Here is a 15,912-nt window from a genome sequence, read left to right on the forward strand (position 1 = left end):
GACCTTTCCCTGATCAAGCAACTGTGAGAAGTCGTCACGAGACGGCCGGCGTCGTCGACGCCGGCCGTGCCCGGCCGGTGACGTGCCTGCGCGCGGGTGTCCGGCTCCACCCGCGCGTGGAGGGTTACTTGATGTCCGCCAGGAGCGGCTCGATCTCGTCGATGGCGTAAGGAATCGACAGGACCGTGTTGAAGGAGAACGCGGCACCGATGTCCGGGTCCTGGTACGGCACGAACAGGTCGCGCTTGTCCTGGTGGACCTTCAGCTTCTTGTAGAGCGGTTCGCCCTTGATGCGGTCGTTGGCCTCGGTGCTCGAGGTGACCCACACGAGGCGGTCGGTGTCGAGCACGTTCAGCTTCTCGGCGCTCAGCTCGGCGACGTTCCAGCCGGGCTTGGCCAGCTTGTCGATCTCGGGCTTCAGCTTGAAGCCGAGCTCCTTGAAGAAGATCGCCTTGGGGTCGGTCTTGGTGAAGGCCGAGTACTTGCCCGCCTCGAAGCTGTCGGCGACGGTGAGGGTCTTCTTCGCGAACTCCGGGTGCTTGGAGCGGACTTCCCTGAAGCTCGCGTCGACGTCCGAGATCAGCTTCTCGGTCTCCTTGGTCTTGCCGAGCGACTTGCCGATCTGCCGGGTCATCGTCTGCCACGGCGCGCCGTAGTCGGCGTGGCCCTTGGGCTGGGCGACCACCTTGGCGATCTTGGAGAGGGTGTCGTACTGCTCCTTCTTCATGCCCGAGTACTGGGCGATGATCAGGTCCGGCTGGAGCGCCGCGATCTTCTCCATGTTGTACTCGTCACGCTCGCCGACGATCTGCGGCTTGGCGGAGCCCCACTTCTCCTTCGCCCACGGCCACTTGCCGTACGGCTTCTCCTTGAACCAGTCCACGGCGCCGACGGGCTTCACGCCGAGGGCGAGCACGGCGTCCTGGTCGGACAGGCCGAGGGTGACGACCTTCTTCGGCTGCTCGTCGATCGTCGTGCTGCCGTACTTGTGCTTGACCGTCACCGGGAAGGCCGCGGAGTTCGCGCCCTTGCCGCCCGACGACGTGGACTCGGAATCGGACTTCTCGGACCCTCCCCCACAGGCGGTCAGAGCGAACGCGGCGACGGCGGCCACAGCCACACGGGGAACATGCCTGACCAACCTGGTCAGCACCGGACGTGTACCAGCGGACACGGACTTTCCTTTCACAGGGGTGTACACAGTGCGCGCCCCGCCTCCCTGGAAGGACGGCGCCACAGGGAGGCGAGGCTTGTGCGTGGGGGGTGGGACTGAGGGGTGCGACTAGCGGGGCGTGGGGATCTCGTCGGCGATCCGCCGGTCGCCGTCGCCGGTCGGCCGCAGGCTCCCGTCGAGGATCGACTCCAGGATCTCGCCGACCCTGATCGCGGTGTTCGACAGCAGGGAGGAGGTGATGCCGTGCGTGTGCTCGGTGCCGCCCTGCAGGTAGATGCCGCACTGCAGCGCCGCGTCGGTCGCCACGCGGTAGTCGCGCCCGACCCGGACCCGGCCCTCGTCGTCGCGTCGGCAGTAGCCCTCGACCTCGCCGAGCAGGCCCAGCGGGTCCGCGGGCCGGTAGCCGGTGGCGTAGACCACGACGTCGGCGTCCAGCGGGGTCTTCTCCCCGGTGACGAGCGACTCGACGGTGGCCCTGACCCGGTCGGGGGCCTCGACCACGTCGGTGAGGCGGGAGACGTTGAGGAACCGCAGCCGCTCGTTGCCGAGGACCTTCTCCTGGTACGACTGCCGGTACAGATCGTCGATCAGATCGATGTCCACCACCGAGTAGTTGGTGTTGCCGTGGTAGTCGATCAGCTTGCGCTTCACGTCGTCGGGAGCCGTGAAGTACTCGTCGACCGCCGCGGGGTCGAAGATCCGGTTGGCGAAGCTGCTGTCGTCGGCCGGGCTGTAGCCGTAGCGGGAGAAGACCGCGCAGACCTCGGCCTCGGGGAACCGCCGGTGCAGGTAGGCCACGTTCTCCGCGGCGCTCTGGCCGGCGCCGACCACGATGAAGCGGGACGGGTCGGTGCCCTCGAGCGTCTCGACGCGCTGCAGGAAGTCCGAGTTGTGCCAGATGCGGTCGGTCCGCTCGACCCCTTCCGGCATGTACGGCCGCAGACCCGTACCGATCACCAGATTCCGGGCACGGTGCGTCACCAGCTCCGAGCCCGCCCTGGACGTCACGTCCACGTACTCGACGACGCCGTCACGCACGACCGGCCGCACGGCGACGACCTCGTGGCCGTAGGACACCATGTCGTCGACCTTCGCCGCGGCCCACTCGAAGTAGTCGTGGAACTCCACGCGCAGCGGGAACAGGTTCTTGTGGTTGACGAAGTCGACAAGGCGCCCCTTGCTCTGCAGGTAGCAGAGGAAGCTGAACTCGCTCGCCGGGTTGCGCATCGTCACGAGGTCCTTGAGGAAGGACACCTGCATCGTCGCGTCGTCGAAGAGCATGCCGCGGTGCCAGCCGAACTGCGGCTGCCGCTCGAAGAAGTGAGCAGTGACCGCCTCCTGCCTGCCGACGCGTGCGTTGTGCTCGCTGAGCGCGATCGCCATGGCCACATTGGACGGCCCGAAGCCGATTCCTATGAGGTCGTGGATCACCGGTGCGTCACCAGGAAGAACCTGAGACATGTCACTCCCATCGTGCGGGACAGCCGCCTGTGAGGCGTCGAAAAAGTACGGGGCAGGGCACACCAACTGACCGGCGCCCCAGTGGAACTTAGGTAAAGCTAACCTGATCTGGCCAACCTGTCGACAGGCGCGGTGGGCATCAGAGGCGCAGAGACCCAGCACACGCGCTCGAACGCCGCCCGGAACGGCGGACGTTGCTTCATTAGGTAAGGCTTGCTTTACTTACGCTGGTCAGTCGCTCTTCTGAGGAGGAAACCCCATGCGGGTCGTCATGTTCGGTTATCAGACCTGGGGCCACCGCACCCTCCAAGCGCTCCTGGACTCCGAGCACGATGTGGTGACCGTCGTGACCCACCCCAAGAGCGAGCACGCCTACGAGAAGATCTGGAGCGACTCGGTCGCCGACCTCGCCGAAGAACACGGCGTTCCCGTGATCATCCGCAACCGCCCCGACGACGAGGAGCTCTTCGAGCTGCTCAAGGCGGCCGACCCGGACATCATCGTCGCCAACAACTGGCGTACGTGGATCCCCCCGCGCATCTTCGACCTCCCCCGTCACGGCACGCTGAACGTCCACGACTCGCTGCTGCCGAAGTACGCCGGCTTCTCCCCGCTGATCTGGGCGCTGATCAACGGCGAGAGCGAAGTGGGCGTCACCGCGCACATGATGGACGACACCCTCGACGCCGGTGACATCGTGGTCCAGCGCGCCGTGCCGGTCGGCCCGAAGGACACGACCACGGACCTGTTCCACAAGACCGTCGACCTCATCGCCCCGGTCACCACCGAGGCGCTCGGCCTCATCGCGTCGGGCCAGACCGAGTTCACCAAGCAGGACCGGTCCCAGGCGAGCTTCTTCCACAAGCGCGCCGAGGAGGACATCCGGATCGACTGGACCTGGCCCGCCGAGGACCTGGAGCGTCTGGTCCGGGCCCAGTGCGCGCCGTACCCGAGCGCGTTCACGTACCACAAGGGCAAGCGCCTGGAGGTCGTGACCGCGGTGGTGTCCGAGGGACGCTACGGCGGCACCCCCGGCCGCATCTTCTACCGCGAGGGCGAGGGCGTGGTGATCGTCGCCGGCGCCGACGCGCGCACCGGCCGCAACCACGGCCTGGCCATCACGCGCGTGCGCACCGAGACCGGCGAGGAGCTGCCCGCCACCGAGTACTTCCGCTCCATGGGCGGCTACCTCACCAGCCACGCCTGACGGCAGCCGCTCCGGCTTCGGCACTGTGCTCGGCGTCGCCGCCGCGTGGACGTTCCGGTCCGCGCGGCGGCGTTCGCTTTGCGGCGGTGCGGACCTTGTGGCGGCGCGGGCTTCGCGACGGCGCGCGCATCATGGCGACGGTCACTTCCACGATGGCTCGGTTCCGGAGGAAGGAGCCCTCAATGCCCGCCGATCCCAGCCTCCTTGCGGTCTTCGCCCACCCCGACGACGAGTCCTTGGCGGCCGGCGGTGTGCTCGCCCGGCACGCGGCGTCCGGCGCGCGCACCGCGGTCGTCACGGCCACCTGGGCCGAGGGCACGCACCGCGCCCCGGAACTGGCCGAGGCGCTGCGCGCCCTCGGCGCGGGGAAGCCCCGGCTGCTCGGCTACGCCGACGCGCGCGTGCCGGAGTCGGCCCCCGGCGAGGCACGCTGGTGCGACGCGCCGCTCGACGAGGCGGTGGGGCGACTGGTGGCGCACATCCGGGAGTTCCGCCCGGAGATCGTGGTCACGCACGACGCATATGGCGGCCTTTCGGGACATCCCGACCATGTGCAGACCCATCGGGTGACGCTGCTCGCCGCCCGGGCCGCAGGTCTCGACGGCCTCCATCCGAACGCGGGACCCCCTTGGCAGCCGCGCGCCCTCTACCTGGCCACGCATCCGCGCTCGGTCGCGGCGGCGCTGAGTGCGGTGGTGGGCACACGCAAGGCGATGTACAGCGTCCCCGACGACCAGGTGACCGCGGCCGTCGACGTCGGCGCCTGGCTGGACCAGAAGGTCGCCGCCGTCCTCGCCCACCGCAGCGAGGTGGAGCGGGGCGCGCTGCCGGGCCTGGTCGCCGGCCTTTCGCCGGAGCAGCGGGGGCGGTTGCTCTCCACGGAGTGGTACATCCGCCATGACCTGACTCCGGTGTCCGTGCCCCCGGCAGGGGTCCTGCCGGAACTCACGGCCTGAGCAGCAGCTCGCGAGTGCGGGCCAGCAGGTCGTACTGCCGTCGCAGGCCGTCGCCCGAGAGGTTGACGACGAAGGTGCCCGCACCGGCACGTACGTACGCGTCGAGCCGTTCGGCCAGCCGCTCGGGGGGTCCGCTGACCACCAGGCGGGACGCCTGCTCCTCGGACAGCCCTTCTTCACCGGTCAGCGAACGCAGGAAGCGGACCAGGCGCCGATGGCCCCGGCGGCCCTCCTCGGGGTCGGTGCTCAGTGCGGCGAACACCGTGGTCCCGACCTCGGGTGTCCTCGTGCCCGCCTCGGCCGCCAACGCCGCCATCCTCTCCGTCCTCTCGGCCAGTTGTCCGGGTTCGAGCAGGGAGGCGAGCCAGCCGGCGCCGTGCTCGACGGCCCGCCGCAGCGCCCGGTCCGACATGCCGCCGATCCACACCGGTGGCGCGGGAACGGCGGGTTCGAGCGTCATCAGCGGCTCACCGGGAACGGTGAGCAGGGGCGTCGGCCGGCCCGCGAACAGGTCGGGCAGCGCCCGCAGCATCACGTCGGCCCGGCGGCCGCGCCCGGCGAACGGCACCCCGCCGACCAGCCAGTCCTCCGGGTGCACACCCGCGCCGACCCCCAGGACCACGCGGTCGCCCGACAGGTGCTGCAACGACGACAGCTGCTCGGCCGCCCACGCCTGCTGCCGCAGCGCCAGCAGCATGACGCCGAAGCCGATCCGTACGCGCTCGGTGACCGCGGCGGCGGCGGTCAGCGCGACCACGCTGTCCAGGAACGGGGTACGCGCGCACAGGCGGTCGCCCGCCCACACCGCGTCGAGGCCGACGTCCTCGACGTGCCGGGCCAACGACGGGACCTCCCGCAGGCCGCCCTCCTGTCCACGTGCGACGAAGGTCGGAAGACAGACACCAACGTTCACCGGCATGTCGATCCTTTCCCGAGGGGTGGGTGGCCGAGGTCCCGAGGGTGGGCGGCCGAGGACGACCTTGCCCGCTCAACCCGGGTTGAGTTCAACTGGCCCGATGGACGACCTGGCTTCGATACGGCGCGTCGCCGACCACTTCGATCTGCCCGTCTCGACGCTGCACTACTGGGAGCGCCGCGGACTCGTCACGCCCCACCGGCGCTTCGGCCACCGCCACTACGACGCCGATCAGATCTACCGGATCGCGCTGATCCGGCTGTGGCGGACCACCGGGCAGATGTCCCTCACCGAGATCGTCGCGGTCCTCGCCGGGCGCGCGGACGCCCCCGACTGGCGCGCGACCGTCCGTGCACGCATCGACGCCATCGAGTCCCAGATGGCCCAACTGGACGCCGCACGCGGCTACTTGCGCGATCTGCTCGCGTGCCCCCACGAGGACGCGCCCGAGGAGTGCGAGGGCTTCCGCGCCCAAGTCGCGCTCCCCGGCCCGGCATCCGACTGACGGACCGAGCCTCGTTCAGAGCGCGGCCGGGCCGAGCCCGGCATCGGCGAGCACGGCCGCGGCGACGCCTCGGCCGGTCCGGGCGAGGCCGTGGAGCAGGTGGTGGCAGTCGATGAGCTCGGCGGCCTGGGACGCACCCGTACCCAGCCGGGCCCCGACCTTCCGGTGGACGTCGTCGGGTGACACCCCGCATTTCCGCAGGAGTTCGGCGGCCGTGTCGCCTTCCGCGGTGAGCGCCCACAGAAGGTGCTCGGTTCCGATGTAGTTGTTGCGGTGGTGGACCGCGGCCTGCTTCACGTGCGCCATCGCCTGGCGGAGGCCCTCGGTCATCGACTCGGGGCCGTAGCGCTTGTGGGGTGCGTGGAAGCGTTGCTGCACGGCCTGCCGCGTCACACCCAGGGCCGTCCCGATGTCCGTTCAGAAGAGGCCGCGCATACGGCAGCGCTCGACATCCTGCCCCGGCGCGCGGTGGGCGGTGTCGCAGGTGCGGTCGACTTCCGCGATGAGGTCGTCCAGGTCGGGAAGCGCCATGACGCAAGTACGCCTATCCCACCCATCCCCGCAGCAGCTTCTCCCGCTCCGACGCCCGGGGCGACCCGCCCTCCCAGGAGCGGCCCCACTCCGACATGGCCGCCAGCGTCGTGGACATCGTCGCGGCCCCCTCCGTGAGGCGGGCCAGGAGGGCGCGGGAGAGGTCGACCTCGGCCTGGGGGTAGCCGACAGCCGCGGCGACGTAGGCCGCCAACTCGCGCTCGCCGCCGGACGATTCGACGTGCACCGTCATCATCGCGGGGGCCTCGTCCACGATGCCGTGGCTCATCGGCACGACCAGTTCCTTCACCGTGCCCAGCGCCACGTTCTTGACCGCGCCGACCCGTCGCATCAGGGACTTCACGGGGACGTCCGTCACCGTCAGGCCCCGCACGTCCTCCCACAGGTAGAGGTCGGACTGCTTGTCGCCGAGGCCCACCACGCCCTCGGGCGTCAGACGCACCCCGGGAGCCAGCCCGGACGGCTTCGCGCCCACGTACACGTCGCCCCCGGCGATCCAGAACAGGCCCACCATGGCCATGGGTTGCTCACTTCTCCCGACGACGGCACAGCCGCCGTGTCGCACATCGAATGGTCCGGCATTGACTGGTGGGGGCAGCTTACCGTCTCGTTGTATTACGCAATTACAGTCGGCGCGAGGGCGTGGCACGGACTCCGGTCACGAGCGCGCCCGCGGTCCAGCGCTCTCCTCCCTCTGTGAGGGTTCTCTCCGAAAACTCCGCAGCCGTCGACGAAAAGTCTCACTCGAACCCTCAACGATGGCGTTGAAGGCACGGCTACCGACATCAAGAGCGCCGCTCGTTCCGTCGAGGCCGCCACCGCCCTGGGCCTCCTCCCCGCCCGGCCGCGCCTGCTCGCCTTGGGCGAGCCCACGCAGGGCGAGGACGCCCCGCTCGACCCGGCGCACCTGCCCGCGTGGGAAGGGATCGCCTCCGCCAAGGACGCGCGTGACCTTCCGCGACGGGAGGAGCCCATTCGGCGCGGAACAGGATCGGACCGATCAGGTGCCGGGGCGTTCGGAGTTCATGGGCGTGACCGCCTCGCGCCTCCCGTGACCCGGAGCCCGCTCAGCGGCCGGCAGCGGTCGCGCGCTCGGCGCGTGCCAGTTTCTCGGGGTTGCGTACGGCGTAGAGCCCGGTGACCCGGCCGTCGTCGACGCGCAGCGCGATGACGGTGTCGATCTCGCCGTCCCGCCGGACGACGAGCCCCGGATCGCCGTTGACCAGGGTCGACTGCAGGGACAGGGCGGTGGAGATCCCGGCCAGCACGTGGGCCACCGACTCGGCCCCCACGACCGGTTCGAGGGCGGCCCGCACGACTCCCCCGCCGTCGGTCAGCAGGACGACGTCCGGCGCGAGAACGTCCAGGAGGCGCTGCAACTCGCCGGTCTCCACGGCCCGTTGGAACGCGTCGACCGTACGGCGGGTCTCGGCGGCGGACACGACCCCGCGCGGCCGGCGCGCGGCGACATGGGCCCGCGCCCGGTGGGCGATCTGACGGACCGCGGCCGGGCTCTTGTCGACGGCCTCGGCGATGTCGCCGTACTCCAGGTCGAACACGTCGCGCAGCACGAAGACGGCCCGTTCGGTGGGCGCGAGCGTCTCGAGAACCATGAGCATCGCCATCGAGACGCTGTCGGACAGTTCGACGCCGTCGGCCACGTCCGGCGCGGTCAGCAGCGGTTCGGGCAGCCAGGGTCCGACGTAGGACTCCTTGCGGCGGCCGAGCGTCCGCAGCTGGGTCAGCGCCTGGCGCGTGACGATCCGTACCAGGTAGGCGCGCTGGTCCCGCACGGCCTCCTGGTCGACGCCCGCCCATCGCAGCCAGGTCTCCTGGAGGACGTCCTCGGCGTCGGCCGCCGAGCCGAGCATCTCGTAGGCGACGGTGAACAGCAGGTTGCGGTGGGCGACGAACGCCTCGGTCGCGCCGTCCGGACGGCCGTCACCGGCGGCTGCTTCGCGCGTGCTCCCCGTCGGGTCACTCATGGTCGGCTCCTGCCTGTTCGCTCGCGTCCGTGCCGTACACGAGACGCCGGTCCCCGCCACTTCGTGACAGCCGCTCCCGGTGGCATACGTCACATCTGCGCACCGTCACAGGGGGCGGCTCGTCGGCATCTTGTGTTCGTTCGGCGCGGCGACAGTGCGGCGCATCCGATTCCACGAGCTTCGACTCCACGCATGCAGACTCCACGAGTGAGGACCACGTCATGGAACCCCGTTTCAACCTGTTCGACAGCCCGACCTCCGCGAAGGTCGCCAAGCGCTTTTACAACACCTCGCTGGCCCTCGACGACTCGACGCTGCCCAAGTCCCTTCGGGAACTGGTGGAGTTGAGGGTCGGTCAGCTCAACGGGTGCGGCTTCTGCGTCGACATCCACACCAAGGAGGCCGCGGCCGCCGGCGAGACGGCGCTCCGCCTCAACCTGGTCTCCGCCTGGCGCCACACCACCGTGTTCACCGAGGCCGAGCGGGCCGCGCTGGCGCTCGCCGACGAGGGCACCCGGCTCGGCGACCACGGCGTGTCCGACGCGACGTGGGCCGCGGTGCGGGAGCACTTCGACGACGACGAGGTCGGTGCGCTGGTCTGCCTGGTCGCCCTCATCAACGCGGCCACCCGCATGAACGTGATCGTGCACAACCCGGGCGGTTCGTACGAGCCCGGCATGTTCGCCGCGTCCTCCAACTGATCGACAGGCACGCCGCGGGCCCTGCGTTCGGGGAGGTCAGTGCCGCAGTGGATACTGCCTCCCCGAACGCAGGCACGGATGAGGAGCACGGCAGTGACGGACGACAGGCGTGTGGGGCCGCCCCACTTCGGAAGCGAACGCGACATGCTGCGCGCCTTCCTCGACTACCACCGCGCGACCCTCGCCATGAAGTGCGAGGGACTCACCGACGAGGAGCTGAGGCAGCAGTCGATGCCGCCGTCCACGCTGTCGCTGCTCGGCCTGGTGCGGCACATGGCGGAGGTGGAACGCGCCTGGTTCCGCCGCGTGTTCGACGACAACGAGGCACCCATGGTCTGGTCCGACACGATCGATTTCCAGGCTGCCTACGACGCGAGCGCGTCGACGAGGGCCGAGGCGTTCGCGGCCTGGGAGGCCGAGGTGGAGAACTCACGCCGTGTCGAACGGGAGGCCGAGTCCCTGGACCTGTCCGGCATCCAGCCGCGGTGGGGCGAGGAGGTGTCGCTGCGGATGGCCCTGCTCCACGTACTCCTGGAGTACGGCCGCCACAACGGCCACGCGGACTTCCTGCGTGAGGGGGTCGACGGGACGGTGGGGGCCTGAGCGCGGGCGGCGACTCCGGGCCCTCGGGCCGGCTGTTCACATGAGCGGGCATCAGGTTGTTCATGCGGATGCCCTTGCCCGCGGCCTCCCTGTGCGGGGTGTCGCCGGCGAAGCTACCCGGCCCGCGAGCGGGGCACGGCTGTGCTGGTGTCGAAGTGGTGGGAGATCCGCCTCATGGCCTCGTTGATCGTGGCCGGGTCGGCCAGGGTGGAGAGCCTGATGTGGTCGCCGCTCGTGAGGTGGAAGTCGCTGCCAGGGGCGACGAGTACGCCATGGTCGCGCAGCAGGGTGTCGGCCCATGTGCCGCCGTGCGGCGGGGCCGCGGCGGAAGTGACGCGTGGGAAGAGGTAGAAGGCGCCTTCGGGGCGTGCGCAGGTGAGTTCAGGGATACGGGAGAGCGCTTCCCATGCCGTGTCCAGGCGTTGTCGGAGCGGGCCTGCGGGGCCGGTGAGGTCGCTCTGGGTCTGGTGGATGTGTGCGAGCGCGGGTGGAATGGCGTGCTGGGCGGGCACGTTCGGGCACAGGCGCAGGCTGGCGAGCTGGGTGATGGCCTCGGTGTAGGCCCGGGTCGCGGCACGCGGGCCGGAGACGGCCATCCACGCCGACCGGAAACCCGGGACGCAGCAGATCTTGGACAGCCCGCTGAAGGTGACGCAGGGGACGTCGGGGGCGAGGGTGGCCAAGACGGTGTGCTCGGCGTCGTAGGTGATGTGGGAGTAGATCTCGTCGGCCATGAGCAGGAGTTCACGGCTGCGGGCGATGTCGGCCAGGGTGCGGAGCGTGGCGGGGGTCCAGACGGCGCCGGTGGGATTGTGGGGCGTGTTGGTGACCAGTGCCACGGTCCTGGCGGTGATGTGGTCGCGCAGGTGGTCGGGGTCGGGCTGCCATCCCCGGCGCTCGTCACAGCGGTAGTACACGGGTACCGCGCCGGCGAGCTGCACGGAGGCGGCCCACAAGGGGTAGCCCGGCGAGGGAAGGAGGACCTCGTCGCCGGGGTTGAGGAGTGCCTGCAGGGCGAGGGGGACGAGTTCGGAGACGCCGTTGCCCAGGTGGATGTCCGAGGGGCGCAGGGCGAGGCCGTGGTGGTGGTAGTAGGCGGCGACGGCGTCGCGGGCGGCGGCCAGGCCTCGGGTGGCGGTGTAGGCACGGGAACGGTCCAGTGCGTGCGTGACGGCGTCCAGGACGTGTGCGGGTGCGGGCAGGCCGTGGGCGGCGGGGTCACCCAGGTGCAGGCGGATGATGGGACGGCCCTGTCGTTCGAGGGCGTCGGCGAGTTGGGGCAGGGGGCCGCGCAGACCGTAGGAAAGACCGGTCAGGCGTGCGGCGGGCTTGATCATTGGGAGTCCATCGGTGGGCGGGTGCGGGGCCTGCCCGGCGGGAGGGGCCGTCGTCGCCGGTGCCGCCGGGCAGGCGTGCGGAGGTGCGGAGCGGGGTCTATGCCGTGGTGAGGGACCGCAGGCGATCACTGTGGGGGGCGAGGGCGCGGACGGTGTCGAGGGCGGAGCGGACAGCTCCTTGCTGGCTGTCGGCGTCGTGCAGGAAGCTTCCGACGCAGTGGATGCCGTGGTGTCCTTGCTCGGCGGCGATGCGGGCGGCGGCCCTGCGGCCGGGGACGGTGGGCAGGAGTTGCTGGAAGTGGGCCACGGCGACGATGTCGTCGGGCGGGGTGCGGTGGGTGATCCAGCTCTTGAAGAGGTCGGTGCCGAGGTGGGGGCCGAGCCAGCTGGTCGTCTCGGCCCAGTGACCGTCGCTGGTGGTGTTCACACTGGACCAGTGGGCGCGCTCGGCGGGCATGTGCAGGGGATCGCGGTGGAGAGCCACGGTGGTGGGAACGTAGGTGAACTCGCTCAGACGGGCCGCGGTGCGGGCGAGCCGGGAGCACTGCTGCAGGAGCCGGGCCGCCGGGGAGGCGGGCAGGGCCAGGATCACGCTGTCGTAGGGGAGTTGCTGCCCGTCCGCGCCGTGCACGGTGGGCCGACCGGCACGCAGGGAGACGTGCCGGGCGGGAGTGTCGTAGCGGACAGGGGACGTGAGGGAGGCGGCCAGTCGGTGGGCCACCGCGCCGAGTCCTGAGGTGAGGGTGTGCCAGACCGGGGCCGCATCCGCGTGTTCGGGCGGGGTCCGGGTGGCCCAGGCGGCAGCGGCACGTGCGGGCATCCGGGACGCCTGCTCCAGGGTGCAGCCGACGAAGGAGGCGCACCAGGCCAGGACGGCGTGCCGGTACAGGTCGTCGGTCAGGTCGAGGGGTCCTGCGAGGTCGGCGACAGTGACGGTGTCCGGCCCGTCGTCGGCTTCGAGGCGGGCGGCCCGGGCCAGGAAGGCGCCGAGCGCCTCCCAGGCCGGCCCGGTGAGTGGCTTGCGTCCCGAGGTGGCGTCGCCAGGTGTGTGAGGGGTGACCAGGAGCGGTTCGTCCTGCCCGGTGTGCAGGAGAGTCGTGGTCAACGGGACGCGGGTGAGGTCGTCGGCCGTGATGCCCAGGGCGTGGCACAGGGCACTGTGGTCGGCGTAGGCCGTCGGGGAGAGGAACTGGGCGCCCACGTCGATGGGGACGGTGCCGTGTTCGGGGGTGGGAACCCGCACGGTGCGGATGTTGCCGCCCGGCCGGTCGGTGGCTTCGTAGACGGTGACGTCGTGGTCCTCGTCCAGGAGCCAGGCGGCCGTCAGGCCGGCGATGCCCGCCCCGATGATCGCGGTACGCATGGGGATGTGTTCCCTTTCGCTCAGGCCGGTCGGGGTGTGGCGGCGGCGGTGGGCGGCTGGAGGAAGCCGGAGTCGGTGAAGTAGTCGAGGTAGGGGTCGAGCATCGCGGCGTCGACGGGCGGGCAGGTCAGGCCGGAGCCGGCGATGGCGGCTTCGAAGGTGGTGCGCGTGAAGGAGGGGAAGGTGCCGGCGAAGTACATCTCCTTGACGGAGATGTCGGTGTGATGGGCCGGTTCGATGAACATCGGCATGAACGGGGCCATCGGCTGGCTGGGTTCCCTTGCGGTGAGGTCGGCCATGAAGGCGACCCACTCCGCGTAGGGCACGGTGCGCACCGGGTAGCCGCGGGCGCGCAGCCGCTCGGTGAGCAGGGACAGGCGGGCATCGTGCGGGTTGGTGATGTGGTGCACCTGTCCGTGGGCGGTCCGGTGGGCGAGGATGTGGGTGATGGCCTGGGCGGTGTAGTCCACGGGCACGAAGTCCAGGGGGAGTTCGATGTCGGGGGCCAGGCCGGTCTCGGCGATGCTGCGGAACAGCGCGCACATCATGGTGTCGGTGTTCCAGATACCGCCCTGCCGGGTGCCGGTGATCTCGTAGGGACGGTGGACGGCGGCGGCGAGGCCCTGTTGGGCGGCCTGGGCGACGAGACGTTCGGCGACCCACTTGGTCTCCGGGTAGCCCAGTGAGATCCGATCGGCGAAGCGCAGCGGGGTGTCCTCGTCGACATGGCGCACGCCGGCGACACCGAACCCGGCGATGACGGCGATGCTGGACACGTAGTGGAAGGCCTTGGCCGGGCCGGTGCGGGCGAGGTCGAGCATGGTGCGCGTGCCGCCCACGTTGATGGCTTCCAGGGCGGCGTACGGGTAGGCGAAGTTCACGCGTGAGCCGGCGTGCAGCAGTGTGTCGCTGTTCTGGCCCAAGGCGTCGAACGCTGCCGGGGAGAGGCCGAAGCGCGGTGCGCCCAGGTCGCCGGGCACGATGGTGACGTGCTCGTCGACGGCCTGGAGGTCGAGTCCGTAGCGGCGCATCCGGGCCGCGAGACGCTGCCTGCCCTCGGCTTCGCTGCGGGCCCGCACCAGGCAGTACACCTGCGTGGCCCGGTGGTCGCGGATCAGGGAGTCCAGCAGGTAGGTGCCCAGGAAGCCGGTGGCGCCGCTGAGGACCACGCGCCGTCCCGTGGGCGGCAGGTGGGCGGCGGTGGGAAAGACGAGGTCCGCGTCGAGGCGGGAGGCGGCCTCGAAGTCCACCGTCTGCTCCTCGGTGTCCTGGACGGTGGCGGTGGCCAGTTCCTCGATGCGGGCCGCGAAGGTCCTGACGGTGGGGTTGGCCAGCAGGGCGCGGATCAGGTAGCGGCTGTGTTCCGGGGGCAGGTCGAAGCGGGCCCGGCAGCGCGCGGCCAGCCTGGTGGCCTGCAGCGAGTGGCCGCCCAGGGCGAAGAAGTCCCTGTCCCGCCCGATGTGTTCGCCGATGCCCAGGATCTCGCCCCAGAGTTCGGCGACCGCCTTCTCCACCGGAGTCTCGGCCTGCGGCTCGCCGGTGACGGACGCCGTGCCGTGCCGGTCGGCCTCCCGGGCCAGCAGGCCTCGGTCGATCTTGCCGGACCGATTCAGTGGCAGCCGCTCCCGCACCAGGATCGGATTCGGAACCATGAAGACCGGCAGCCGGTCACGCAGGTACTCCCGCAGCCGCCAGCCCAGTTCTGCGGCGTCTGCGCCCGGTTGCGGCGTCACCCAGGCCACCAGCCGGTCGCGCTCGCCGCCCTGGGGTGTGATCACGGCTGCCTCGCGCACCTGTTCATGGGCGCTGAGGTGCACTTCGATCTCGTCCAGTTCGATGCGGTAGCCGCGCACCTTGACCTGCCGGTCCCGCCGTCCCAGGAACTCCAGTACCCCGTCGGGACGCCAGCGGGCCAGGTCCCCCGTCTTGTACAGGGTCTTGGAGGAATCGGGGCCCAGGTGATCGGGTACGAAGCGACGCGCGGTGAGCTCCTCGTCCTCCAGGTAGCCCAACGCCACGCCGTCACCGCCGACCCACAGCTCACCTGTCTGGCCCGGACCGGCCAGCGTGCCGTCCTCACGCACCACGTAGGCCGTGGAATTGGCCACGGGCGTGCCGATGGGCACCGTCTCCGCGTCGTCGGCCAGCTCGGTCATCACGTGCACGGTCGACAGCGAGGAGTTCTCGGTCGGACCGTATCCGTTGACCAGCATCCCGGGCCTGCCGTGGGCCAGTACCCGGCGCACCGCCTCCGGAGAGAGCGCGTCCCCGCCCGCGATCAGGCACCGCAGGTGGGCGAACATCTCCGGCCTGACCTTGGCCATCTGGTGGAACAGCCCCGCGCTGAGCCACATCACGCTCACGTGTTCGGCGCGCAGCACTTCTTCCAGGGCGTCGGCGGCCAGCAGGGTCTCCACCTCGGCCAGCACCAGGCGGGCCCCGTTCAGCAGTGCGGCGAACCACTCGAAGCACGAGACGTCGAAAGTCGGGTTGGTCGTGGCCAACAGGACGTCCTGCGCCGAGAGCAGCAGCCGCTCATCGCCGTGGCAGACCAGCCTCACCGGCCCCCGGTGCGGTACCACCGTCCCTTTGGGCACGCCGGTCGACCCGGACGTGAAGATCACGTATGCCGGATCGTCGGGGCCGACACGCACCTGGCCGGACGCTCCCGTGCGTACAGATCGGTCGGCGATGTCCACCGTCTGGACCTGGCTCTCCACCAACGGCCGGTGGGCGGCCCGGGTGATCACCTTGTGGACGTGGGCGTCCTGGAGGAGCCGCAGCAGATGCTGCGGCGGGTGGGCGGGGTCCAGGGGCAGGTAGGCCGCCCCCGCGCGCATCACCGCGAGTACCGCCGTCACACATTCCACCGAGCGTTCCAGCAGTACGCCGACCACGTCGCCCGGCCTGACCCCCTCGGCGACCAGACGGTCGGCCAACGCGGCCACCTGGTCCTGCAGTTCGCGGTAGGTCCGTTGTTCCGTGCCCTGGCGGACGGCCACCGCGTGGGGGCGCGTTTCGGCCTGACGGGCGAAGAGTTCCGGCACGGTCGCCGTGCGCGGGTAGTTGGTCGAGGTGTCGTTCCACCGGCGCACCCGGGCGCGGTGCTCGTCCGGATGGAGACGGACGTCGTTGACTGCGGTCACCATAGG

14 protein-coding genes and 1 pseudogene are annotated in these 15,912 nt (G+C 70.6%); 6 read left to right on the top strand and 9 right to left on the bottom strand.

Annotated elements, in window-relative coordinates:
* Nucleotides 1-124: 124 nt before the first annotated feature.
* Together ACZ4D5_RS22855 and ACZ4D5_RS22860 are read right to left on the bottom strand one after the other, a co-directional pair.
* Entirely contained in the window at nucleotides 125-1,120 is a 996-nt protein-coding gene (locus tag ACZ4D5_RS22855) for an iron-siderophore ABC transporter substrate-binding protein (RefSeq protein WP_467774226.1), read from the bottom strand.
* Nucleotides 1,121-1,282: 162 nt separating this feature from the next.
* Entirely contained in the window at nucleotides 1,283-2,635 is a 1,353-nt protein-coding gene (locus ACZ4D5_RS22860; protein WP_467774227.1) for a lysine N(6)-hydroxylase/L-ornithine N(5)-oxygenase family protein, read from the bottom strand.
* Between the two features lie 259 nt (nucleotides 2,636-2,894).
* Between ACZ4D5_RS22860 and ACZ4D5_RS22865 the strand changes: the two genes are divergently transcribed.
* Complete coding sequence (locus ACZ4D5_RS22865) at nucleotides 2,895-3,842, top strand: methionyl-tRNA formyltransferase (RefSeq protein WP_467774228.1); 948 nt, start codon at nucleotides 2,895-2,897, stop codon at nucleotides 3,840-3,842.
* Between the two features lie 182 nt (nucleotides 3,843-4,024).
* Entirely contained in the window at nucleotides 4,025-4,798 is a 774-nt protein-coding gene (locus ACZ4D5_RS22870; protein ID WP_467774229.1) for a PIG-L deacetylase family protein, read from the top strand.
* Here the strand turns inward: ACZ4D5_RS22870 and ACZ4D5_RS22875 are convergent.
* Complete coding sequence (locus ACZ4D5_RS22875; protein ID WP_467774230.1) at nucleotides 4,788-5,717, bottom strand: LLM class flavin-dependent oxidoreductase; 930 nt, start codon at nucleotides 5,715-5,717, stop codon at nucleotides 4,788-4,790. The genes ACZ4D5_RS22870 and ACZ4D5_RS22875 overlap by 11 nt on opposite strands.
* 97 nt (nucleotides 5,718-5,814) lie before the next feature.
* Here ACZ4D5_RS22875 and ACZ4D5_RS22880 point away from each other — a divergent pair, with 97 nt between their 5' ends.
* Nucleotides 5,815-6,219 carry a helix-turn-helix domain-containing protein gene (locus tag ACZ4D5_RS22880; protein WP_467774231.1) on the top strand — a complete coding sequence of 135 codons (405 nt, stop codon included), beginning with the start codon at nucleotides 5,815-5,817 and terminating at the stop codon, nucleotides 6,217-6,219.
* Between the two features lie 15 nt (nucleotides 6,220-6,234).
* Here the strand turns inward: ACZ4D5_RS22880 and ACZ4D5_RS22885 are convergent, their stop codons facing one another.
* Both ACZ4D5_RS22885 and ACZ4D5_RS22890 read right to left on the bottom strand, forming a co-directional pair.
* Nucleotides 6,235-6,612, bottom strand: a complete 378-nt coding sequence (locus ACZ4D5_RS22885) for a Clp protease N-terminal domain-containing protein (protein WP_467774232.1) — start codon at nucleotides 6,610-6,612, stop codon at nucleotides 6,235-6,237.
* Nucleotides 6,613-6,763: 151 nt separating this feature from the next.
* Nucleotides 6,764-7,291: a hypothetical protein gene (locus ACZ4D5_RS22890; RefSeq protein WP_467774233.1), complete on the bottom strand. Its 528-nt coding sequence runs from the start codon at nucleotides 7,289-7,291 to the stop codon at nucleotides 6,764-6,766.
* Between the two features lie 255 nt (nucleotides 7,292-7,546).
* Between ACZ4D5_RS22890 and ACZ4D5_RS22895 the strand changes: the two are divergent.
* A pseudogene (locus ACZ4D5_RS22895) lies at nucleotides 7,547-7,669 on the top strand (erythromycin esterase family protein); the annotation flags it as partial.
* A 169-nt stretch (nucleotides 7,670-7,838) separates the two neighbouring features.
* Here ACZ4D5_RS22895 and ACZ4D5_RS22900 read toward each other — a convergent pair.
* The gene (locus ACZ4D5_RS22900) at nucleotides 7,839-8,756 is read right to left on the bottom strand and encodes an RNA polymerase sigma-70 factor (RefSeq protein ID WP_467774234.1); all 918 of its coding nucleotides are present in this window, start codon (nucleotides 8,754-8,756) and stop codon (nucleotides 7,839-7,841) included.
* 221 nt (nucleotides 8,757-8,977) lie between these two features.
* Here ACZ4D5_RS22900 and ACZ4D5_RS22905 point away from each other — a divergent pair, with 221 nt between their 5' ends.
* A complete protein-coding gene (locus tag ACZ4D5_RS22905) occupies nucleotides 8,978-9,457 on the top strand; it encodes a carboxymuconolactone decarboxylase family protein (RefSeq protein WP_467774235.1) in 480 nt (159 codons plus the stop codon).
* Between the two features lie 93 nt (nucleotides 9,458-9,550).
* The gene (locus ACZ4D5_RS22910) at nucleotides 9,551-10,060 is read left to right on the top strand and encodes a DinB family protein (RefSeq protein ID WP_467774236.1); all 510 of its coding nucleotides are present in this window, start codon (nucleotides 9,551-9,553) and stop codon (nucleotides 10,058-10,060) included.
* Between the two features lie 113 nt (nucleotides 10,061-10,173).
* On the opposite strand, the gene ACZ4D5_RS22915 is transcribed toward ACZ4D5_RS22910, so the two are convergent.
* The 3 genes from ACZ4D5_RS22915 to ACZ4D5_RS22925 all read right to left on the bottom strand — a co-directional run bounded on the left by ACZ4D5_RS22915 (nucleotide 10,174) and on the right by ACZ4D5_RS22925 (nucleotide 15,909).
* Nucleotides 10,174-11,397, bottom strand: coding sequence for an aminotransferase class I/II-fold pyridoxal phosphate-dependent enzyme (locus ACZ4D5_RS22915; RefSeq protein WP_467774237.1), 1,224 nt, complete (start codon nucleotides 11,395-11,397; stop codon nucleotides 10,174-10,176).
* 97 nt (nucleotides 11,398-11,494) lie between these two features.
* Nucleotides 11,495-12,760: a protoporphyrinogen/coproporphyrinogen oxidase gene (locus ACZ4D5_RS22920; protein ID WP_467774238.1), complete on the bottom strand. Its 1,266-nt coding sequence runs from the start codon at nucleotides 12,758-12,760 to the stop codon at nucleotides 11,495-11,497.
* A 20-nt stretch (nucleotides 12,761-12,780) separates the two neighbouring features.
* Nucleotides 12,781-15,909: an amino acid adenylation domain-containing protein gene (locus ACZ4D5_RS22925; protein ID WP_467774239.1), complete on the bottom strand. Its 3,129-nt coding sequence runs from the start codon at nucleotides 15,907-15,909 to the stop codon at nucleotides 12,781-12,783.
* Nucleotides 15,910-15,912 lie beyond the last annotated feature (3 nt).

It is taken from the genome of Streptomyces sp. NPDC025651 (assembly GCF_055558735.1).